The following is a 21,912-nucleotide window of genomic DNA, read 5'->3' on the forward strand; positions in this document are numbered from 1 at the left end:
TTTTCTCTCATTTCTCGTAGGTGTGCAGCCAGTCGCGCATCCGGTCGACTTCGCGCTGGATGAACGCCTCGTCGTGGAAGGCGTTGGCCATGACGGCGACGCCCTGACTGAAGGCGAGCACGTGCATCGCCAGCTCGTCGGCCTGCTCGGTGCGCCCGAGCAGTGCGAACTGCTCGCGCAGCCAGGTGCGGAAGAGGGTGAACAGGCGGCCGGCCTGGCCGAGCATGGCGTGCTCCAGCTTGGCCAGCTCCGTGGTCAGCGTGCCAACGGGGCAGCCGTAGTCCTGGATGTCGGCGCGGTTGGTCAGCACGATCTCGATGTACCGCATGATCCGGCCGGCCGGGGTCGGTTCCTCGGCCTCCCACTGCTCCAGCATCCGCCGGATGTCGGCCAGGCGGGCGTCGATCACCGCGTGCAGGATCGCGTCCTTGGACTTGAAGTGGTAGTAGAAATTGCCCCGCGACAGTCCGACGGCCCTGGCGATGTCCGCGAACGAGGTGCGCTCGTAACCCTGCCGGTAGAAGAGCCGGTCCGCGGCCGCCACGATCTGTTCACGGGTCGCCACAGCGGTCACGGTGATTCCCTTCCCGTCGTAGGACAGCTGTCCTAGAGCCACAACGTAGGTCAGCCGTCCTACATCGTCAAGCCGTTGACACGGTGGGCACAGGCGACCTAGCGTGACGGCGCCCTAGGACGACTGTCCTACGATTTTCGCCGCAACGCTGGAGCTCCGCATGCCCCGTGATGTGTTCGCGCCGTTCGACCTGGGCGACCTCCTTGCGCGCGCCCAAGCCGCGGTGAACGCCGGCCATGCCGACCTCGTCGCCTTCGGCACACCGTTCCTGGCCAACCCGGACCTGGTCCGCCGCTACCGGGAAAGCCTGCCCTTGGCCGAGGCCGACCCGTCCACGTTCTACGGCGGCGGGGAGGCCGGCTACACGGACTATCCGTCCCACTGGGGCGGCTGAACCCGGACACGGCCTCCCCGGCCGATGTTCAGGAGCCGGCAGCCACCGGCCGCTCGGCCCTGGCGGCGAGTAGCAGTACGGGAACGGTCTGCCAGACGCCGGCATGCCCGGTCGACCGGCCGGCGCTGCCGGCCACAACGGCCGGCCGGCCGCGCGTTCCGGCTGCCGCGCCGCGGCGCTCCGCACGTCCGCGGGCGGCCCAGGACTCACTCCACCTCGGCCTGTCGGCAAGAGGACCACGAGACCCTTCCCGGCAGACCGCGTCCGGACCCGGCGTGACGGGCCCGGCACGCCGTTCGCCCGGCGCGTGCGGATCCCGGCCGACGAGCGGGGGCCAGCCACCACCCGCGCGAAGCGCCTTCGGCCAGGACGAAGAACCAGCATGTCTTTGCATTATGCAAAGACATTGGAAGGTGTGCCAGCCCCGCGCGAGTGAAATCGGGGCGGCGGCGAGACCACCGTGCTGCGGCGGGAAGATCGAATGAACGTGTGCACGGACGCTCCGGGGCGGTAAAAAGGACACATGTCCGACGAGTCCACCGCGCGCGCCTCCCGCGACCGGCCCTCCGGCCCTGCCGAGGAAGACCTGGTCACCGCCGTCCTCACCGCTTCCCGGGTCCTGGTGGCGATCTCCGCTCGCTCCCTGGGGGAGGTCGCGGAATCCCTCACCCTCCCCCAGTTCCGGATGCTGGTCGTGCTGCACTCACGCGGACCGATGAGCATGTCACGCCTGGCCGAGTACCTCGCGGTGAACCCGTCGACGGCGATGCGGATGATCGACCGCCTCGTGGCCGCGGGTGTCGTCGCACGGGTGAGCAGCCCCGAGGACCGGCGCGAGGTCCGCATCGAACTGACGGGAGCGGGCGCTCGTACCGTCGTCGACGCCACGGACCGCCGCCGCGAGGAAATCGCCCGTATCGTCACCGCCATGCCCGCTCGGCAACGCACCGGCCTGGTCACCGCGCTGCGGGCGTTCGCCGAAGCGAGCGGAGAGCCGTCGGCCCCCGAGCAGCACCCGGCCGACCTGCTCGGCTGGTGACGGATCATCCGGCCCTGCCCGGCCTGCTCGCGAGAGGGAATGACATCAGGCCGGTCTCCCAGCCGCTACGGCGGGCCGGCCGCTGCCGCGGTCCGCATCGTTGACGGGTCGCCACCGCATGCCGACGACGCCGGTGCCCGACGCCAAGCATGAGCCGACCGGGCTGCACCGGGCTGTACCGGGCCCACTCAGTCGCACTGTTGCGCTATCGGGACAGCAGGCGCCTGGTCGCCGGTGGCCGATGAAGGACCGGCGACGGCTGCCGACCCGGCCAGGGGGCGTTCGTCGGCCACCGCTTCCGCGGTCGTGTCGAATACGGCGAAGGCCCGGCCGGTCCCGCACGCGAAGCTTGACCCGGCGGCCGCGGGGAAGAACGATCGGATTGGGCGGACGCGCTGGGGAGTTGCGAAGTCCCGGCTGCGCGGCCGCCCTTGAACGGCCCGGTTCCGCGGCGGGGATCGCGCGGCCGGAGCTCGCCCACTCCCGTCATCGTGGGCCGGGCACGGAGACGACCGGCCCACGCAGGAAGACGAGACCTTTGCATTATGCAAAGAATTCCCCCACTTGGCCAGAGCCGGCCGGCCCACAGGAACCACAGGGGCCACAGGAGTGAAGGGGCGCGGGAAGACCCCGAACCTCGACAGTTGAGCCACAAGCAGATCGGGGTCGGCATCCCCATGGCCAGGACCCGCCCACATCGGCCTCGGCGAGCACTTGCATTATGCAAACAAACGACTCGCGAGCCAACTCTCTCCAGCTAAAGGGCTTTTCACCACGTCGCAAGGATTGCCCGATCGAGGGACTTTCGGCAGGTCGGCGCACCGAACGACACCCCTCCCCCTACCCTTGCACAGTGCAAAGAACTGGAGCGGGTGGATACACCCCCGACGACGGAGTCGGCAGCCCATGAGCCCTGTGAACCACCTCGGCTGGTACCGGCCGGCCCTGATGTGCCTCGCTCTCGCCCTGTGCGGGCCTGCGGCGTGCTCACCGCCTCCGGACGGAACCGCTCCCGGATCGAGTGCCGCACCGGGCCCGTCGCACGCGGCCGCCGCCGCCGACCGTACGGCCCCGGAAACGGAGCCCGCGGCGACGCGTCTGCCCGGAATGCCGGCGCCCCTGGACCCCAACGACCTCTACGCCGCCGACCGGCCCGGCCGGCTCTCCGAGACCGTCAAGACGTTCCCGTCCCGGGTCTACGTCCCGAACACCGAGTCCGACACCGTCAGCGTCATCGACCCGGCCACCTACCAGGTCGTCGACACCCTCCACGTGGGCCGCCAGCCCCAACACGTCGTCCCCTCGTGGGACCTCAAGACGCTCTGGGTCAACAACGACCTCGGCAACACCCTCACCCCGATCGACCCCGCCACCGGAAAGGCCGGCGAACCGGTCGACGTCCACGACCCCTACAACCTCTACTTCACCCCCGATGGTCAGCACGCCGTCGTCATGGCCTCCGCCGACCACCAGCTCGTCTTCCGCGACCCCCACACCATGGGCGTCGTCAAGACCGTCCCCGCCGACTGCGCGGGCGTCAACCACGCCGACTTCTCCCCCGACGGCCGCTACTTCATCGTCTCCTGCGAGTTCTCCGGCGAACTCCTCAAGGTCGACACCGCCGGAATGACCGTCCTGGCCAAGCGGAAACTCCCCCAGAACGGCTCCATGCCCCAGGACATCAAGATCTCCCCCGACGGGCGGACCTGGTACATCGCCGACATGGTCGCCGGCGGTGTGTGGGTCCTGGACGGCGATGCCTTCACCCCACCCACCCTGCTCCCCACCGGGCGCGGCGCGCACGGACTGTACGTCAGCCGGGACTCCAGGAGCCTGTACGTCTCCAACCGCGACGAAGGCTCCGTCTCCGTCCTGGACTTCGCCACCGGCCAGGTCACCGCCACCTGGCACCTCCCCGGCGGCGGCAGCCCGGACATGGGCGGCGTGTCCGCCGACGGCAAGGTCCTGTGGCTCAGCGGCCGCTACGACTCCGCCGTCTACGCCATCTCCACCGACGACGGCCACCTCCTCGCCAAGGTCCGGGTCGGCGCCGGGCCCCACGGCCTGTGCGTCTACCCCCAGCCCGGCCGCTACTCCCTCGGCCACACCGGCATCTTCCGCTGAACCCGCGTCACCGGCCGCGCGCTACGTCCCACGGACCGAGGCATCCGGCCGGACGGGGACGCGTCACCCGCGCACGACACCCACCTGCCCCGCCCGGCAACCGTTGCTTCCCAGGCCTCACTCCTTCCACCTCATCCGGAGACTCCCGTGCCCCTCACCACCGTCCTCACCATCGAAGGCATGACGTGCGGCCACTGCGAGAAGTCGGTCAGCGCCGGCCTGTCGGCCGTTCCCGGTGACGGCTGAACGGCGACCCGCGGAACGGGCACCCCGGACTGACCGGGCGCCGTGGCTTCAGCGGCCCCCTTGTTCGGATGCCGCCGACGGAGGAGGTGGCGACCATGCGGATTCGGGCAGTGGTGGACACCGACACAGCACTGGCGCAGCAGGGGTGCCGTGTGCGCGGGTCGCGGGCGCCTCGAAGGCGTGCCGGAGGTGAGGCCGACCAGCGGGATCGTGGCCAGGAGCAGCACGGTGACCACCGCGGTGGCACGGATGCCGTCCGATGCGGGGTCCAACCGGAGGGTTCGGTTTCCGCGGGGCGCGGAGTTCACGGCCTCCGGTGCGGACTGTGCGACGTGCTGGCCGGTGGTCGTCATGGTCCCTGATCGGGTCGGAGGATTCGTGACGGGGCTGCGGGGCGCTGGGCGCTTCGCCGCCCGGTTGTGGCGGCGTTGTCGGGTTACGTGCCGACGGGGACCGGCGGCCGGGTGGCCGGGTCCGGCTGCGGGGCGGGCTGGTCGAGGTCGATGCCGCGTCGGCGGAGCTTGGCGGTGTAGACGGTGTCGAGCGACAGCCGTCGGCTGGCGAGTTCGGCCAGCACGATGGCGGCCATGAGCGGCAGGATGATCGTGTACTCGCCGGTGAGTTCGAAGAGGATCACCACCGCGGTGATCGGTGCGCGGGCCGCACCGGCGAACACCGCGCCCATGCCCACCAGGCCGTAGGCCCCGACGGGGCCTGCCACCCCCGGCAGCAGCGCGTGCGCGCTCTGGCCGAAGGCGGAGCCGAGCATCGCGCCGATGAACAGGCTCGGGGCGAAGACGCCGCCGGAGCCGCCGATGCCGATCGTCAGCGACGTCGCGACCGTCTTGCCGACCAGCAGGAGCAGCAGGAATCCGAGCGCGTACCCGCCGCCGACCGCGTGTTCCAGCACCGGGTAGCCGACGCCGTACATCTGCGGCAGGACCAGCAGGACGCCCCCGAGCAGCACTCCGCCCACGACGGGGCGCAGCCACTCCGGGCCGCGCCACAGCGCGTCGCACGCGTCCTCGATGAGGTAGAGGACCTTGCTGAACGCCACGCCCATCGCGCCGCCGAGCAGACCGAGCACGGCGAACAGGAGGTACTGGGTGAGGTGGTCGACGTGGAAGGCGGGCAGCCGCAGGAACGGGGTGTCGCCGAGCGCGGAGCGGCCGATGACGCTGGCGGTGACGGAGGCGAGCACGAGGGCTCCGAAGCTCTCCGCGGTGAAGTCCCGCAGGATGAGCTCCATGGCGAACACCACGCCGGCCAGCGGGGCGTTGAACGTCGCCGCGATGCCGCCGGCCGCGCCGCAGGCAACCAGCAGCCGTAGCCGCTCGACCGGTACGCGCAGGGCGGAACCCATCGAGGAACCCAGTGCGGAGCCGATCTGCACGATCGGGCCCTCCCGTCCCACCGACCCGCCGCCGCCGATCGTCAGCGCCGAGGCCAGCGCCTTCACGACCGCGACCTGCGGCGCGATCCGCCCCTGCTTGCGGGCCACGGCGTACATCACCTCCGGCACCCCGTGCCCGCGCGCCTCCCGCGCGAAGCGGTACACCAGCGGCCCGTACACCAGCGCCGACAGCACCGGCACCACCAGGACGAAGTAGCGCCCCAGCCAAGGGACATGGGGATTGGCGGCATGGCCGGCCGCCGCGTAGTCGGCGTGGCCCGACAGCAGGCGGGTGAACGTCATCACCAGCCAGCGGAACACCACCGCGCCACCGCCCGCGCCCGCGCCCACCACGACCGCGAGCACCAGCAGGCCCCGGCGAGAGGACCACAAGGCCCGCAGCCGATTCGACGACCCAGATTTCATTGCACTGTGCAAAGGCTGCATGAGGGTGATTGTAGGGTCATCACTTCAACCCGCAACAGGAGCGTCCGACAGGCGGGCCCCAGCCTCCGGAGCGGGCGCGGCAGCGACCGGGGCGCGAGGCGCACACAAGCGGCGGACGCAGGTCGCGGACCGGCGCACCGGGCGCTTCGCCGCGCCGCGCGAACGAAGGTCCCGGCCTGCTGCCTGGTTCGGCTCCATCGGAAGGGGCGAGCCGATCCAGGCAGCCGGCCCTCCGCGGTAGCGGCCGGATCAGGCCCCCCGCACCCGGGCCACCGGACGCTACCGGACCGGCAGCATCGTGGGGCAGAGGCGCTGGGGCCGGCCGCCCTTGAGCTCGGCGTCGACGCAGCCGGGAGGCAACGAGCCGTACGGGACGGTGCCGAAGTTGGCGGTGACCTGGAGTACGGAGTCGCCGAAGGTGGTCTGCTGGACCTGGCGGTCCGGCGTGAGCCAGCGGAAGCCGGTCATCGGCTGGGTGCCCGCGCTTTCGTGCAGCGGCGCGAAGTAGCTTTGCAGGTCGGCCAGTCGCTTGCCCTGGCTGGTGAGGGACGGGCCGTCCAGCACCAGGTTCAGCGGGGTGTTGTAGAGCATGGCGAGCAGGGCCCGGTCGGTTTCGAGAGCGGGGATCTTGGTGTACGGCAGCTCCCAGCGGTCGAGGTTGACCTGGGAGTCGTGCAGCGCGCTCTCGTACAGGGGGATGCGGTACGCGGGGTCGAACATCGCCTTGGTGAGGTCGGCGGGCAGGGTCACCGGCTTGAAGAACACCCCTGGAGCGCCGGCCGGCGCGTACCCGCCCCAGGTGGCCTTGTCCCGCTCCAGGGGCCAGAGCCCGTCGGCCACCGGGGTCGACGAACCGTGGCTGAAGTCGATCACCGGGCCGGCCCAGCTGCCGGCGCTCTCCGATCCGAGCACCAGCTTGTCGGCACCGGAGAGCCGGCGCATCCGGGCGAGCCGGTTGGCCTGGTCCTGCGACCGGTTCATGGCGTGGGCGGGGCTGTAGTCGTCGAACAGTTCGCCCGCCGCGTCGACGTCCAGGAAGTAGCTGGTGGCTCCGTTCGCGGTCATCTGCCGGGTGCGTTCGGCCAGGTACCGGCGGCCCTGCGCGGTCTGTTCGAAGGCCTGCGAGCTGAGGTAGCAGCCGCGGTCGTGGAAGCCCGCCTTCACCCGGCCGTCCTGCTCGTGGACGCAGAAGTCCGGGTAGACCGGGGCGGGCCAGGAGGAGGTCGGGGCGTCGGAGGCCTTCGGGTCCTGCCCGTTGGCGAACGAGTCGTAGGGGCCGACCAGGTAGCCCGCGCGCTCGGCGGCCGCGACCGCCTGCGCGTCCATCGGCTGGTCGTCGGCGTCGTAGCCGAGCCACAACCGGCTCAGCCCGAGCGCCCGCATCTGCGCCACACCCTGAGCGGTCCGGGCCGCGCCCCAGGTGTAGGCGTGGAAGGCGCCGAGCAGCTTGCCGACCTCCGGGTTGGCGGCGATCTTGCTGCCGAGGGTGACCAGTCGGCCGTGGTCGGCGAGCCAGCGCCGGTAGTCCAGCGCGGGCGCGACCGGGGACGGATCGGTGAGGGCGAAGGTGACGGTGTAGTCCGTGGTGCTCGCGCGCCGCGAGAAGGTGTGCACGCCCGTGCCCTTCAACCGCCCGCCGTCAGAGGCGAAGGCGAGCGAGGTACCGGCCGGGTCCGGGACCAGGTAGCTCACGCCGCGACCGCCCAGGGTGTAGCCCCACAGCGGCATGGAGAGGTCGGCGGTGAGGTCGTAGCCGTGCCCGGCGAGGCCCGTTTCGACCGAGGTCCAGAACGGGTCCGCGACCGGCACCCCGAGCCCCTCGCCGCGCGGCAGTTGCACCTGCGATGCGGCCCGGTCGGTGCCGGTCACCGGCCAGGACAGCGTGGAGCCGTCCTGGGTGCCGCGAACGCTGATCCGCAGACGGCCCTGCTCCGCCGCCGCCGTCACGGTGAGACCGCGCTCGGGCAGCGTCCAACTCGCCACTCCCCGGCTGATCCTGACCGGGCCCGGCCGGCCGAGCGGCTCGGCGGCCGGCGCGGAGAGCGTCAGCTCGCCGTCGGCGGCGCGCATGCCCACCGCCAGCGAGTCGACGCGCACCTCGGCCGTCGCGCCGTCGACGGGTATCTCGATCCGCTCGCCGTTCAGCCGGATCTCGTGCCGGACGGTCGCCGCGGCGACCGGCGGCCCGACCGTACCGCACAGCGTTCCTGCGCAGGTGACGACGAGTGTTGCCGCCAGTGCGGCTCGCTGCCGCCGGGTCCGCGGCAGCTGACGGGGTGTCATGGCGTTCATTCCCGCATCGTCGCGACCCGACTTAAGAGCGCTTCTTAGGAAACGGATCCCACCACCGACCCGGCGTCGCGGGCCCGGCAGGCGCTACTTCACGAAGCTCTCCACGACCTTCGGCGGCCAGACGCCGACCTTGAGCGCGCCCATCGAATAGGCGCGGGAGACCAGGGCGGCCCGGTTCGGGACGCGCAGCTTCCGCAGCAGGCAGGTGACGTGGTACTCGACGCCCTGGCGGCTCAGGTAAAGCCGGGCGGCGAGCGGCACGGTGGAGACGCCGGCCGCGATGCCCTCCAGGATCCGGGCGTCGATCTCGCTGAGCAGCTTCTTGCGGCCGGCGACCACCTCGGACTCGGCCGCCTCGCCGTCGCGGTTGGGCATCATCACCATGATCGAGGACTCGTCGGGCAGGCCGCCGCGGACCATCACGGCGGTGAGCGGGACGGTGAACGTCTCCTCGTCCGGGCCTATCGCGATGACGTCGGTGGCGAAGCGGTCGCGGCGGCCCTCGATGAGGCCGGAGAACTGGCGCAGCAGCGGCTGCTGGACGCTCGGGTGGACGAGCTCGCTGAACGTCCGGCCGCAGAGGTCGGACGAGGAGCGCCCGAACTGCCAGAAGAAGGCCTCGTTGGCCTGCCGGATGGTGAGGGTGCGGTCGAGCTGGGCCATGTTGAGACCGGCCTGGTCGGTGACGGGACGGATGCGCGGCGCCGCGTCCTGACCTGGCTCTCGATCGCACACGATGGTCCGAGCGGTATCGGCCAGGGCGGAAGAGGAGATGACCACGGCAGTCGGATCCCTTCAGGGCGCGTGTGCGGTGCTGATATCCGCGGGAAATACCGGCCGTGATTTTCGAGGCGGAGTGACTCGAACGGCCCGATTCGCGGTGAACTCTGCTTCGACTCTAGGGACCGCCGATCCGGCCGGTCAATGGCGCCCGGGCTGGTCCGGTCCAATTCTGTGGGCGTCGGGCAGGTGGTTCGGTGTGGGGTCGCAGGGTTCGGTTGATCGTTCGGTACGGTCCACATCCTTGCAGGTCAGCGCCGGTTCGGCGGGGTACGGTGAGGCTTCGGCGGGCATGGGTTCGATTCCTCGACGGGAGGTCGAACGGGCTTTCCGGTGCCATCCTCTCGGATCAGACGCGAACAACGGGTTCGGCCTCGCACAGCACCGCCACCAGTTCCCGGCGTCCGGAAATACCGAGCTTGCGATAGGAATTCGTCAAATGTTTCTCGACCGCTCGCGCACTCACCCGCAATTCGGCCGCGATCTCCTGGTTCGTCAGACCGTGCCCGACGAGGTCCGCCACCCGGCGCTCGGACGGGGTCAGCACCACGTCCACCGGTGCGCCGGCCGCCCGGCCGGGAGCGGCCGCGGCCCGCTCCTCCGACCACCCGGCGCCGCACGCGGCGGCCAGCCGGGCCGCCTCCCGACGTACCGCCGCGGCCTCGGCCCCGCCGCCTAGACGGCGACCCAGATCGCGCAGGGCACGGGCCCGTTCCAGCTCGTCGGCCGAGCGGCGGAGCACGTCGACCGACTCGCGCAGCAGGTCGACGGCCCGTCCGCCACCCGCGAGGGCCGCCTGCAACCGCAGGGCGCGGCCCAGCGCCACCGGGGCGCCCCAGGCCTCGGCGCGGGCGAGCTCCTCGGTGATCAGCGCGCGGGCGGCGAAGGCGTCACCGATCCGGCGGGCCAGGCCGACCGCCCACGGACGCCACGGGAACAGCACCGGGTTGCGCCAGCCCATGGACTCCAGTTCGCGTCCGCAGGCGAGGACGGTGTCCAGGGCCGTCGCCGGATCGCCGCAGTGGGCCTGCTGGCGGGCGCGGAGCAGGCCCAGCATCGCCACCGGGGCCGCGCCGGTCGGCCAGCGTCGGTCCGCGTCGGCCAGGACCTCGGCGCCGAGCGGCAGGTCCCGCGCCGCCAGCGCGACCGCGGCGAGGGCCACCGTGGCCAGGCCGTCGCCCTCCGGCCCGCCGGCCTCGGCTCGCAGCCGGGCACGCTCGGCCTGCTCCCGGGCGAGGGCAAGCCTGCCGCGGGCGAGGTGGACGAGCGCCTGTTCGGCGTGACCCGGCGCGGAGTCCTCGGCGGCGCCGCCCGGGTGCCGGCCGTGTTCGCCCGCCGCGAGCCAGGACTCCAGCGCGCCCGGGGCGTCCGCGCCCACCAGCGTGGTCACCAGCAGTGGCACGACGGAGTGCGGGCTGCGGACAGTGGCCGGCTCGCGTTCGAGCACCCGCTCGGCCAGCCCGGCCAGTTCGGCCGCCGGCCGGCCCGCGCCGAGCGTGGCCGCGTGCAGCAGGACGGCCAGCAGCTCGCGCTCGCCGCGCGAGCACACCATCGGCTCCAGGGCGCCGAGGCGACCGATGGAATCGGCGAGCCGGGCGGGGTCGCGGCAGTCCGCGTGGCGCAGCCGGGCCTCCAGACGGAGCGCGGCCTCACGGGCGGCGCCGTCGAGGGTCTCCGGATCGCCGAGTTCGCAGGCGACCCGGCGCAGCAGGGCGGCGACCGTCGGACTCGCGACGCGCAGGAAGTTGGCGGGCAGCTGGAGCGCGGCGGCGGCGCGCTCGTGGGCGCCGGCGAGCAAGGGGATCGCCTGCGCGATGTGCCGCTCGCACGCCGCCCGGTCGAACGGCCGCTCGGCGACGGCCAGTTCGACCAGCAGCCGGGAACGCTCGGGGTCGCCGTCGGAGACGTCGAGCAGGGCGCGGCGCAGGTAGCGGGCGGCCAGGGCCGGTTCACCCCGGCGCAGCGCGGTGTCGGCGGCGCTGCGCAGGACGGCGCCCGACCACGGGTGCCGGGAGACGGCGACGGCCATGAGCTGGGCCGCGACCTCCTCGGCCGGCCGCCCGGCGTCGTACAGGAGGACGGCGGCGCCCTCGTGCCTGCGCTGGCGCTCACCGGCGCTCATCGAGGCCTCGACGGCGTCCCGGACGACGGGGTGCACGAAAGCGGCGCGGTGCGGGTCCGGCAGCAGTCCGAGCTGGTGCAGGGCGCGCAGGGCGGCGGCACAGCCGACGGGGTCCAGACCGGCGAGGCGGCCGGCCGGCGCGGTGTCGCCCGGCTCGCCGAGGGTGGCGATCGCGGCGGCGAGGTCGCGCACGGGCGGGCTCTGGGTGCGCAGGCAGGTCACGATGCGGTCGCGCAGGCGCCCGGGGCGCAGGGCGCGGGCGGTCGCGGCATGGGCGGCGGTCGGGCGGGCGGTGGAGGCGAGGGCGTCGAGCAGGGTGACCAGGAACAGCGGGTTGCCGGCGGCGGCCCGGTGGCAGGCGTCGGCGAACTCGGGGGCTATGCCGTCGGGTTCCGGCCTGTCGGCGCCCGTCCTGCGGGTGTCCGTCCCGCCCGCGTCCCGGTGGTAGGTGTCCGGGCGGTCCGTGGCCCGGTGACCGGTGTCCGGGTGGCCGGTGTCCGGCTCGACCGCCGCCGAGCCGACGGCCTCCGTCCGGCCCGGCGCGGCGAAGCGGTCGCGGATCAGGGCCCGGGTGGCGGTGGCTGACAGGGGCGCGAGCCGCAGTTCGCGGGCGCTGTCGGCGACCTCCCGGACCAGTGGGTCCCAGGAGTCCTGGTCGCCGTCGCGCAGGGTGCAGACCACGACGACGCGCAGGCCGTCGAGGCGCGCGGTGAGGTGCCCGAGCCAGCGCAGGGACGGGCCGTCGACCCACTGGAGGTCGTCGACGAGGAGCAACAGCGTCGTGCCGGAACCGAGTTCGACGAGCAGTCGGCGCAGGTCCTCGACGACGGCTCCGGTCGGCTCCACGGCGGCGGGGACGGCGTCGGGGACGGCGTCGCAGAGGACGGGGCGGGCCGCGCCGGCACGCGCGAGCCACCGGTCCCGGGCGTCGGCGGGCAGCACGGCGAGGAGGCTGTCGAACAGCTGGCGGACGACGCCGAAGGCGAACTCCTGCTCCATGGGCGCGGCGTCGGCCCGCAGGACCCGGACGGGGACGTGACCGGCGGGGCCGGGGTGTGCGGACCGGGCGGGGACGGCGGGGAGATCGGAGAGGGCGCGCAGGAGGGCCGAGCGTCCGATGCCGAACGGACCGGTGAGCAGCAGGTGCGCCGAGTGGCCCTCGGCGGCGTCGCACAGGGCCCGGCGTACCTCGGCGAGTTCGGTGTCCCGGTCGTGGAGCATCGTTCAGTGTCCTTCCATGGCACGGACCAGTGCCCGCAGTTCGGGGCGGCCGTGGATGCCGAGCTTGAGGTAGGCCCGTTTGAGCCGGAGTTCGACCGCGCGGCTGGAGACGGCCAGCAGCGCGGCGATGTCCCGGTTGCTGTGACCCCGGCCCGCCAGTTCGGCGGTGTGCCGCTCGATGGGCGTGAGGCTCTCCCAGCGCGGGTCCGCGGGCTGGACGACACGGTGGTCCAGGCTGCCGGCCAGGTCGCGGGCGCGGGCGGCCATCGGGCCGGCCGGGTGCCGGGCCGTCAGCACGCAGAGCTCGGCGAGGGAGCGTTCGGCGGTGTGCCGGTCGCCGCCCTCGGCGAGTTCGACGGCGGCGAGCTCGGCGAGCGCCCGCACGTAGCCCGGGCCGGCCGGGCCGCACCGCAGCGCGTCCGTGGCGGCCGAACGGATCCCGGCGAGCCGGCCCGGCCGGTCCGTCACCCGCTGGGCACTGAGCTCGGCCCAGCCGATCGCGATCGGGGCGCCCCAGCGGCGGGCGAGCCGCAGCTCCTGCTCGCTCAACCGGACGGCCTCGTTCGGATCGCCCAGGGCGTGGTGGGCCAGCGCCGCGACCGAACGCCACGGCAGGAGTGCCGGGTTGACCCGGTGCCGGCTGAGCAGGCGGCGGCCGCACTCCCGCAGGAGTTCGGCGGCCTCGGCCGGGCGGCCCGAGGCGAGCGCGACGGTGGCCCGCGCGAACAGCAGGTGCGCCCAGTGCTCGCTCGCCTCGGCGCCCGCGGGCAGCGGGGCCACCGCCCGCTCGCGGGCCCGCTCGCAGCGTCCGCTTTCGAGGTCGACGAGGATCCCGACGGCACGCAGGTAGGGCGCGACGGAGTCGGGCCGGCCGAGCAGCCGCACGGCCCGCTCCCCCTCCGCGACGTCACGGTCGGCGGGCTCCAGACGACCGCGCCGCAGGTTGACTTCGGCGCGCAGCGCGAGCACGTGCGGGGCGGCCAGCCGCAGCCGGTTCCCGGACAGACCGCTCAGCAGACGGTCCAGGCCCGTCTGCGCCTCGTCATTGGCGTCGGCGACGCACAGCGTTCGGCAGGCCGCGAGCCAGGGCTGGACGAGCGGGCCGCCGCAGGCGTCGTCCCCCGGGGGGCCGGCGGCCGCGGCGAGGGCCGTTCGGGCCAGCGCGCCGGCGAGGTCCAGCCGACGGCCGCCGACGGCGAGCTGCCACGCCCGGACGGCGGCCGCCGCGGGCGCCGTCGGACCCGGCGGCAGTTGTGGCAGCTCGGGCAGCGGCAGGGCGGACCGGCCGTCGTCGGCCGGGTCGGCGCACCAGAAGAGCGCGAGCAGTTCGTCGTGGTACGGCTCCTCCGGCCGGGGCAGCGTCTCGGCGACGGCCCGGCGCACGACGGTGGCGGCGCCCCCGGTGAGTCCGAGATCGGCGGCGCGCACGCGCAGGGCGGCGGCGGTCGCGGCGGCGGTCGCGGAGGGCGGGCGCGGGACCGCGTCGGCGGGGGCGGCGCCCGGGGGCGGGCACGCGTCCGCCACGGGGGCGGGGCGGCGGAGGATCGCGTCGATGGTGTGGTCCCCGGCCTCGGGCTCGCCGATCAGGTGGGTGGCGGCGAGTTCGAGGGTGAGCCGGGCGTGTTCTGCGGGCACCGGGCGCTCGGCGAGGGCGCGGCCGAGCAGGGCGGCGGCGTGCCGCTGGTCCTGCCGCTGGGCGGCGGCCTCGGCGGCGACCCGCAGGGCCCGGACGGCCCACGGGCGGCCGACCGGGGCGGCGCCGAGCAGCAGGGCGGCCACCGCGAGGTCGTCGGCGGCGGCCCGGTGGGCCAGTTCCGCCGCCCGGGTGTGCAGATCGGCGCGCTCGGCCGCGGTCGCGGCGGCCAGGACGCGGGAGCACACCGCCGGGACGAGCAGGGGTGCGGCGGCCGGGCCGGTGACGATGCCGGGCAGCTCGGCGAGGACGGCGCGCAGCCGGGTCTCGTTCAGCGTGTCGAGGCCGGCGAGGAGGCAGGTGAGCGGGAAGTCGAGCAGGTCGCCGCAGACGGCCAGCGCCCGCACCACCGCCACGGTCTCGTCGCTCTGCCCGCGCAGGGCCCGCATCAGGTGGTCACCGGTCACGGTGCCGCCGAGGGCGGCGAGTTCGGGCACCCGGGCGAGGACCGGGCGGTGGCCGTCACGGGCGAACCGCCGCAGGACGTCGTCGAGGACCTCGGGGTGGCCGGCCGAGATGCGGCCCGCCGCCGTGACGAACCCCTCCTCCCCCGGTCCGCCGCAGGCCCGCAGCACGGCGCCCGCGACGTCGGTGCCGTCCAGCGGCCCGAGGACGAGCCGGTGCACGCTCGCCGCGTCGGAGGTCCCGGCCAGCAGGTCGTACCAGTCGGGGTCGGGCGTCCCGAGGCGGCTGCCGCCGCACAGCAGCACGAGCGGGACGCCGGCCCAGCGCCGGGACAACGCGCCCAGCCAGTGCAGGGAGCGGGCGTCGAGCCACTGGGCGTCCTCCAGGGCGAGGACGGTCGGCCGGGCCCTGGCGGCGTGCAGCAGGTCGGCGAGGCCCGCAAGGGGGCCGGCGCCGCGACCGTCGAGGGGGCGGTCGAACGGCCCGTCGAGGGAGCCCAGCCATTGGGCGACGGCCCCGAGGGCCAGTCCGGGCTCGGCGTGCGCGGCGCGGGCCCGCAGCACCTGGAGCCCGGCCCGCTCGGCGCGGGTGGCGCCCCACCGGACGAGCGCGTTCTGTCCGTAGCCGGGCGCACCGGTGACGGCCAGCACGACCGGGCGGGCGAGGCCGGTAGCGGTGCCGGCGGCGGTAGCGGTAGCGGTGACGGCGGCGATGGCGGTGGCGGCTCGGTCGAGCACGGAGGCGAGGGCGGCCCGCTGCCGGGCGCGCGGCGCACCGGCCTCCGGCGGCGCCACGGGCGCGGCTCCGGGTGCGGGCCGGCTGCCGGGGGTGAGCAGACCGGCACCGGGCTGCGCGGGGTCGGTGTCCAGCGCGGGCACGAGGTCGGTGTCGGGCCCGGGCGCTAGCTCGGCGTCGGGCGCGGGCACCGGGCCGAGCCCCGGGTCGATCGAGCCCGGCCGGCCCGGCACCGGGGGCGCGGCCCCGGCTGTCGCCGACTCGTCGTCGAAGCACCGTGCCGTGGTGGCGGCGGGCCCCGGGGGCCGTGCCGCGTCCCGTGTGCACGGGCCGGTCCGGGCCGGGGGCGGCGCGCCGTGGACGGGCTGCGGCCCGGGGCCTTCCGGGGTCGCCGGTCCGGTCGGCCGGCCGGCTGACGGGGTCGCCGTGGGGTCGCAGGTCTCGCCCCACGGGCTCACAGGAACGTCGTTCATCCAGCTCACCCGGGTCTCGGGCTCCCTTGCCGTGTGAGGTCCGCCGAAACGGCGCGGTGTGATGGTGGTCGTCAGCCGGTCGGCCGGCCGGCCGGCGGCGGCTCCTCGGCGGCCCGGACGGCGGCCCGGGCGGCCCCCCGGCGGGCGCCGTCCAGGGCCGGTGCGAGTCCGTCCCGGCGGGTGACGCCGAGCTTGCGGTAGACGCTGGTCAGGTGGGACTCGACGGTGCGCACCGTGACGAAGAGCGTCCGCGCGATCTGCCGGTTGCTCGCACCGTCGACGGCGAGGCCGGCGACCCTGAGCTCGGCGCCGGTGAGCAGGTCGGCGACGCAGCCGGCGACTTCGGGCATCCGGCCGCCCGCGGTGATCAGCAGGCGACGCGCGGCCCTGGCGAGGGCGAGGGCCCCGCAGCCGCCGGCGAGGGCGGCTGCGGCGCGCAGGTGTTCGCGGGCGCCGGCCGGGTCGCCGCCGAGGAGCAGGGCGCGGCCGAGGCCGTACTCGGCGCGGGCGTGTTCGGCCCGGGCGGGTGAGGCGGCGAGCAGGTGGACGGCTTCGGCGAGACGGTCCAGGCCGGTCCGCCCGGGGGTGAGCACGCCGTCGGCCAGGGCGGCGAGGCCGAGGGCGCGGGCGGTGCCCCACCGGGCGGCGAGTTCGGCGCCCTGTTCGGCGAGGGCGCGGCCTTCGGTGAAGCGGCGGACGGCGGCGAGGACGAGGCACGAGTCGGCCCACCACGGGGCGAAGACCGGGTTGGTGACGCCCGCTTCGTCCTGGGCCCGCCCGCAGGCGCGCAGCAGGCCCAGGGCGGCGTCGGCGTCGCCGAGGGCCCAGCGGGCGCGGCCGCGGGCGAGCAGGTGGAGCTGTTCCTCCAGTCCGGTGCCGCCCGCTCCTGGGTGGCGGGTGCCGGAGAGCAGGGCTTCCGCCCGGTGGGCTTCGCCGCGGTCGACCAGGATGACGGCGAGGACCGCCCGGGGAGCCGTCAGACAGGCGTCGGAGCCGGCCGTGCCGAACTCGTCGATCGCGGCGCGGACGGTCGCCTCGGCGTCGGCGATGGCCCCGGCCCGGTGCAGGACGAGGGCGCGGCCGGTGCCGGCGAGGGTGCGGGTCCACGGGCCGGTGCCCCGGGCGGCGCGGTCGAGGGCCGCGCTCGCGGCGTCCGTCTCGTCGGCGAGGGCGAGGGCGGCCGCCGCGGTGATCAGCGGCCAGCCGGGGCAGGACGGGCCGGCGGCGGCGACGGCCCGGCGGGCGGCCGCCACGGCGAGTTCGCGCGAATGCCCGGCGAGGGCCGCGCGCAGGGCGGCGAGGGCCTGTTCCTGGACGTTGGCGGCGTCGTCGCGGGGCACGGTGAACGCGGTGGCGCGGGGCACCGGGACGGTGGCGACGGCCGAGGCCCGGCCGCGGCCGGTGACGAGCAGCGCGGTGCGGACCTGCCAGCGCAGCCGGGGGGCCCGGTCGCCGTCCGGTCCGTCGAGGGCGCGTTCCAGGGCGTCCGCGAGCTCGGCGCGGTGGGCCGGTGTGAGCGGCACGGCGAGGCAGGCCATGGCGCACTCGACGGCGATCCGGGCCCGGTCGGCCGGGTCGGCGGCGAGGGCGAGGGCGGCGCGGAACATCGGGACGGCGGCGAGCGGATCGGTCTGGGCGAGGGCGACGGCCAGGCGCAGGCGCAGGCGCCCGTCCTCGGGGGTGGTGTCCAGGGCGCGGCGCAGGTAGCCGGCGGCCAGGCCGAAGGCGCCGCGCCGCTCGGCGGCGGTGGCGGCGTCGCACAGGACGGCGGCCATCCACGGCTGCGGGGTGCCGGGGACCTCCATCAGGTGCTGGGCGACCTGTTCGGCCGGGCGGCCCGCGTCGCTGAGCAACAGGGCGGCCCTGGCGTGCAGTTCGGCGTTCCGGTGGCCGTCGCCGGAGGCGAGGAGGACGGTGCGTACGGCCGGGTGGACGTCGCCGTCGGCGGTGAGCGCGCCGCATTCCCCGAGCATCGCCACGGTCTCGTCTGCGCGGGGGCCGGGGACACCGGCGAGGGCGGCGACGAGGTCGGTGCCGGCGGCACCGAGGACCGCGACCGCGGCCGCGGTGGCGCGGACGGTCGCGGGTGCGGCGTCGAGCGCGGCGCCCACGGCGCGGGCGCGGGTGCGGGCGCCGAGTTCGGCGACGCGGTCGGCACCGGCGCCGTCCGGTCCGTGGCCGAGCGCGCTCAGCTCGTCGAGGACGTGCAGCGTGGTGCGCGGGTTGCCGCCGCACACCTCGGCGAGGCGGTCGACGAAGGCGGGCTCGACCGGGGCGGGCGACCACCGGCCGACCAGCCCGGCGACGGCGGCGCGGTCGAGCGGGGCGAGCGGCAGCGTGCTGACGAACGGGTCGGCGGTGAGGTCGAGCCAGGCCGCGGGGGCGGCCGGGCGGGCGCCGTCGCGGCGGGCGAGGGCGACGAGCAGCGGGAGCCCGGCGGAGCGCCGGAGCAGGAAGTCCAGCCAGCGCAGGGTGTGTTCGTCGCAGGCCTCGGCGTCGTCGAGGGCGAGGACGAGCGGACGGTCCGTCATGAGGCGGGCCACGGAGCGGTACAGGGCGTGGAAGACCGGGCAGGCCTCCGCGGGGTCGAAGCGCGTGTCCGGTCGCGTGTCCGGTCGCGCGTTCGGTCGCGTGTCCGGTGCCTCGGGCAGGTGGGCGGCCAGTGCCGCGCCGGCCGGGGCTCCGCCGCCTAATGGCGCGCCGCCCTCGGCGAACAGGGCGCGCAGGCCCGAGTAGCCCCGGCCGTCGGGGCGTTCGCTGTGCAGGACGAGCGCGCCGTGCCGTGCGGATTCGGCCCGCAGCTCCGCCAGCAGCCGGGTTTTCCCGATTCCGGCCGGGCCGGTCAGGACGACGCATCCGGCGTTCCCGCGCCGGCCGGCCCCGGTGTGTCCGGAAAGCGTCGCCAGTTCACCTGCGCGACCGAGAATGTTCCCCCGAGCGGTAATTCCTGCCGTAGGCAGCACGGAACCTTCACCCCCCAAGCGCGGACGATTCCGCTATTTCGACACCCCGCCCGGACCGCACCCCAATTGCGGTTGACGGGCGCAACAGTACCCCAGTCATACGATCAAATATGTATGGAACCCGTCAAGAAGACCGCAGGTGCTCGAACGACTTCCGGCCGCCGCGACGCCCTCGTGCCGGGCCCACCGCGGGTGTGCTCCCCCCGCCCCACGCGGCCGGACATCCGAGGAATGCCGAACCTCCCGTCGGTTTGTCTTTACCGCCGGGCCGTGGCCCAAACCCGGGCGCACCAGGCCGGTCGGGCCGGGTCCGCGGCGGGCCCGACCAGGACCACCGGGCGGGCCCCGTCCAGGACTGAGGCGCGGGCGCCGTCCAGGACTAAGGAATTCCCGGCGCCGGGCGTGAGACCAAGGTGGGGTGCACCCAACCGTCCCGCCCCGAGGGAGTCCGATGAACGAGCGCAGCGAGCGATCGACGAACGCCCCGCAGCGTCCGATCCTGTTCGTCAGCCTGCCGGAGAGCGGGCTGCTCAACCCGCTGCTGGTGCTGGCCGGTGAGCTGGCCCGCCGGGGCGTGCCGGACCTCTGGTTCGCCACCGACGAGCCCCGCCGCGCCGACGTGCTGGCCCTCGCCGACGCGTCGGCGGTGGAGTTCGCCTCGCTCGGCGAGGTCTTCTCCGAGCTGTCCGCCGTCAGCTGGGGCGACGAGGTCTACCGCGAGGTGACCCAACCGGACCGCTTCCGCGCCCACCGGGCCGTCATCCACCAGTCCTACCGGCCCGATCTGCAGGCCGAGAAATACCGCCGGCTCGCGGCCGTGGTGGACAAGTGCAATCCGGCCCTGATGGTCATCGACTGCGTCAGCTCCTTCGCCGTCGACCTGGCCCTGACCCGGGGCATCCCGTTCGTACTCAGCGTGCCGTTCCTGCCGAGCAATGTGCTCACCTCCCACAGCCCGTTCGGCAGCTCGTACACTCCCAAGGATTTCCCCGTCCCGCATTCCGGACTGCCGTACCCGATGGGTTTCGGCCAGCGCCTGGCCAACCGGCTGTTCAAACTGCGCACGCTCGCGCTCTTCCTGAACCCGGCCATGGGGAAGGTGCTTTCCGAGGACGCCCGGCTGCGTAAGGAACTAGGGCTGCCCAAACCCAGCCCGATGACCCGGATCGACCGGGCCGAAATGGTGCTGTGCAATTCCGTGCGAGAGCTCGACTACCCGTTCGAGATGCCGGGAAAGGTCAAGCTGGTCGGCGCGATGGTGCCGCCGCTGCCCGAGTCCACGCGGGCCGCGGACGACACCGGCGTGATGGACTGGCTCGACGCGCAGTCCTCGGTGGCCTACATGGGCTTCGGCACCATCACCCGGCTCACCCGGCCCCAGGTGGCCGCGCTCGTCGAGGTGGCCCGGCGGCTGGAGGGGCGCCACCAGGTGCTGTGGCGGCTGCCGGCCGAGCAGCAGCACCTGCTGCCGCCGCAGGACCAACTGCCCGGCAACCTGCGGATCGAGAGCTGGCTGCCGTCCCAACTGGACGTGCTGGCCCACCCCAAGGTCGGGGTGTTCTTCACCCACGGCGGCGGCAACGGCTTCCACGAGGGCGTGTACTTCGGCAAGCCGCTGGTGATCCGCCCGCTCTGGGTGGACTGCTACGACCAGGCCGTGCGCGGCCGGGACTTCGGGATCAGCCTGACCCTGGACCGGCCGCAGGACATCGACCCGGACGACGTCGTCGACAAGCTCACCCGCGTCCTCGGCGACAGCTCCTTCCGTGAGCGGGCCGAGCGCATCGGCGCCCTGCAGCGCGCCGCCGGCGGCCGCAGCACCGCGGCCGACCTCCTGCTCGCCCTGCCCGCCATCGCCTGACCCTCCCCCGGCGACTCCCCCGTCGACTTCCACTTCGACCGACCCACCGACCGAGGACCCCTTCATGCCCTTCACCATCCCCGTGTCCCGGCCCAGCCTGGACGGGCGCGAGCTGGATTACGTCACGAGCACGATCGGCGACGGCTGGATCTCCTCCCAGGGCCCGTACGTCCGGCGCTTCGAGCGGGCCTTCGCCGACTACAACGGCTCCGCCCACGGCGTGGCCTGTTCCTCCGGCACCGCGGCGCTCACCCTCGCGCTCCGCGCCCTCGGCGTGGGCCCCGGGGACGAGGTGATCGTGCCCGAGTTCACGATGATCGCGACCGCCTGGGCGGTCACCTACACCGGGGCGACACCGGTGTTCGTCGACTGCGCGGACGACCTGAACATCGACGTCGCGCGGATCGAGGAGAAGATCACCCCGCGCACGAAGGCGATCATGCCCGTGCACATCTACGGTCGGCGCTGCGACATGGCGGCCGTCATGGACCTCGCGCACCAGTACAACCTGCGCGTCGTCGAGGACTCGGCCGAGGCCCACGGCGTCCGCCCGACCGGCGACATCGCGTGCTTCTCGCTGTTCGCCAACAAGATCATCACGGCCGGTGAGGGCGGCATCTGCCTCACCGACGACCCCCGCCTGGCCGCCCAGCTGGACCACCTGCGCGCCATGGCCTTCACCACCGATCACAGCTTCGTCCACAAGAAGCTCGCCTACAACTTCCGCATGACGGCGATGCAGGCCGCCGTCGCGCTCGCCCAGACCGAACGCCTCGACGCGATCCTCGCCACCCGGCGGGAGCTCGAGCAACGCTACGACCAGGGCCTCAAGGACGTCCCCGGGATCACCCTCATGCCGCCCCGGGACGTCCTGTGGATGTACGACGTGCGGGCCGAACGCCGCACCGAGCTGCGCGAGTTCCTCGCCGGCGAGGGGATCGAGACCCGGCTGTTCTTCCAGCCGATGAGCCGTCAGCCGGGCTACCTCGACCCGGCCTGGCCCGGCCTCAACGCCGCCCGCTTCGCCGCCGACGGCCTCTACCTGCCCACCTACACCGATCTGACCCACGCCGACCAGGACCGCGTGATCGGCGCGGTCCGCGCGTTCTACGGCGCGTCCTGATCCGGCCCGCCGGAGGAGACCCGAACC

12 protein-coding genes and 1 pseudogene are annotated in these 21,912 nt (G+C 74.4%); 6 read left to right on the plus strand and 7 right to left on the minus strand.

Features of this window, described 5'->3' with window-relative positions; all coding sequences use genetic code 11:
- Positions 1-7: 7 nt before the first annotated feature.
- Complete coding sequence (locus ACZ47G_RS11630) at positions 8-565, minus strand: TetR/AcrR family transcriptional regulator (protein WP_465741410.1); 558 nt, start codon at positions 563-565, stop codon at positions 8-10.
- Between the two features lie 169 nt (positions 566-734).
- Here ACZ47G_RS11630 and ACZ47G_RS11635 point away from each other — a divergent pair, with 169 nt between their 5' ends.
- The 4 genes from ACZ47G_RS11635 (at position 735) to ACZ47G_RS11650 (ending at position 4,377) form a co-directional block, all read left to right on the plus strand.
- Complete coding sequence (locus ACZ47G_RS11635; RefSeq protein ID WP_465741412.1) at positions 735-968, plus strand: hypothetical protein; 234 nt, start codon at positions 735-737, stop codon at positions 966-968.
- Positions 969-1,491: 523 nt separating this feature from the next.
- Positions 1,492-2,007, plus strand: coding sequence for a MarR family winged helix-turn-helix transcriptional regulator (locus ACZ47G_RS11640; RefSeq protein WP_465741414.1), 516 nt, complete (start codon positions 1,492-1,494; stop codon positions 2,005-2,007).
- A 906-nt stretch (positions 2,008-2,913) separates the two neighbouring features.
- Positions 2,914-4,131, plus strand: coding sequence for a YVTN family beta-propeller repeat protein (locus ACZ47G_RS11645; RefSeq protein WP_465741416.1), 1,218 nt, complete (start codon positions 2,914-2,916; stop codon positions 4,129-4,131).
- A gap of 147 nt (positions 4,132-4,278) precedes the next feature.
- Positions 4,279-4,377 carry a heavy-metal-associated domain-containing protein gene (locus tag ACZ47G_RS11650; protein ID WP_465741418.1) on the plus strand — a complete coding sequence of 33 codons (99 nt, stop codon included), beginning with the start codon at positions 4,279-4,281 and terminating at the stop codon, positions 4,375-4,377.
- Between the two features lie 481 nt (positions 4,378-4,858).
- On the opposite strand, the pseudogene ACZ47G_RS11655 reads toward ACZ47G_RS11650, so the two are convergent.
- From ACZ47G_RS11655 to ACZ47G_RS11680, 6 genes and pseudogenes are all read right to left on the minus strand, one after another.
- Positions 4,859-6,139, minus strand: a pseudogene (locus tag ACZ47G_RS11655) (chloride channel protein); the annotation flags it as partial.
- A gap of 357 nt (positions 6,140-6,496) precedes the next feature.
- Positions 6,497-8,509, minus strand: coding sequence for a glycoside hydrolase (locus ACZ47G_RS11660; protein ID WP_465741420.1), 2,013 nt, complete (start codon positions 8,507-8,509; stop codon positions 6,497-6,499).
- Positions 8,510-8,593: 84 nt separating this feature from the next.
- Positions 8,594-9,244, minus strand: a complete 651-nt coding sequence (locus ACZ47G_RS11665) for a LuxR C-terminal-related transcriptional regulator (RefSeq protein ID WP_465741422.1) — start codon at positions 9,242-9,244, stop codon at positions 8,594-8,596.
- Positions 9,245-9,638: 394 nt separating this feature from the next.
- Entirely contained in the window at positions 9,639-12,632 is a 2,994-nt protein-coding gene (locus ACZ47G_RS11670; protein WP_465741424.1) for an ATP-binding protein, read from the minus strand.
- Between the two features lie 3 nt (positions 12,633-12,635).
- Entirely contained in the window at positions 12,636-15,698 is a 3,063-nt protein-coding gene (locus tag ACZ47G_RS11675) for a helix-turn-helix transcriptional regulator (protein WP_465741426.1), read from the minus strand.
- 311 nt (positions 15,699-16,009) lie between these two features.
- The gene (locus ACZ47G_RS11680; protein WP_465741428.1) at positions 16,010-18,901 is read right to left on the minus strand and encodes a helix-turn-helix transcriptional regulator; all 2,892 of its coding nucleotides are present in this window, start codon (positions 18,899-18,901) and stop codon (positions 16,010-16,012) included.
- A gap of 451 nt (positions 18,902-19,352) precedes the next feature.
- On the opposite strand from ACZ47G_RS11680, the gene ACZ47G_RS11685 reads away from it, so the two are divergent.
- Together ACZ47G_RS11685 and ACZ47G_RS11690 are read left to right on the plus strand one after the other, a co-directional pair.
- Positions 19,353-20,762, plus strand: a complete 1,410-nt coding sequence (locus ACZ47G_RS11685; protein ID WP_465741430.1) for a glycosyltransferase — start codon at positions 19,353-19,355, stop codon at positions 20,760-20,762.
- 64 nt (positions 20,763-20,826) lie between these two features.
- Positions 20,827-21,885, plus strand: a complete 1,059-nt coding sequence (locus ACZ47G_RS11690; RefSeq protein ID WP_465741432.1) for a DegT/DnrJ/EryC1/StrS family aminotransferase — start codon at positions 20,827-20,829, stop codon at positions 21,883-21,885.
- The last annotated feature ends 27 nt before the right edge of the window (positions 21,886-21,912 follow it).

Source organism: Kitasatospora sp. NPDC030952 (assembly GCF_055571335.1).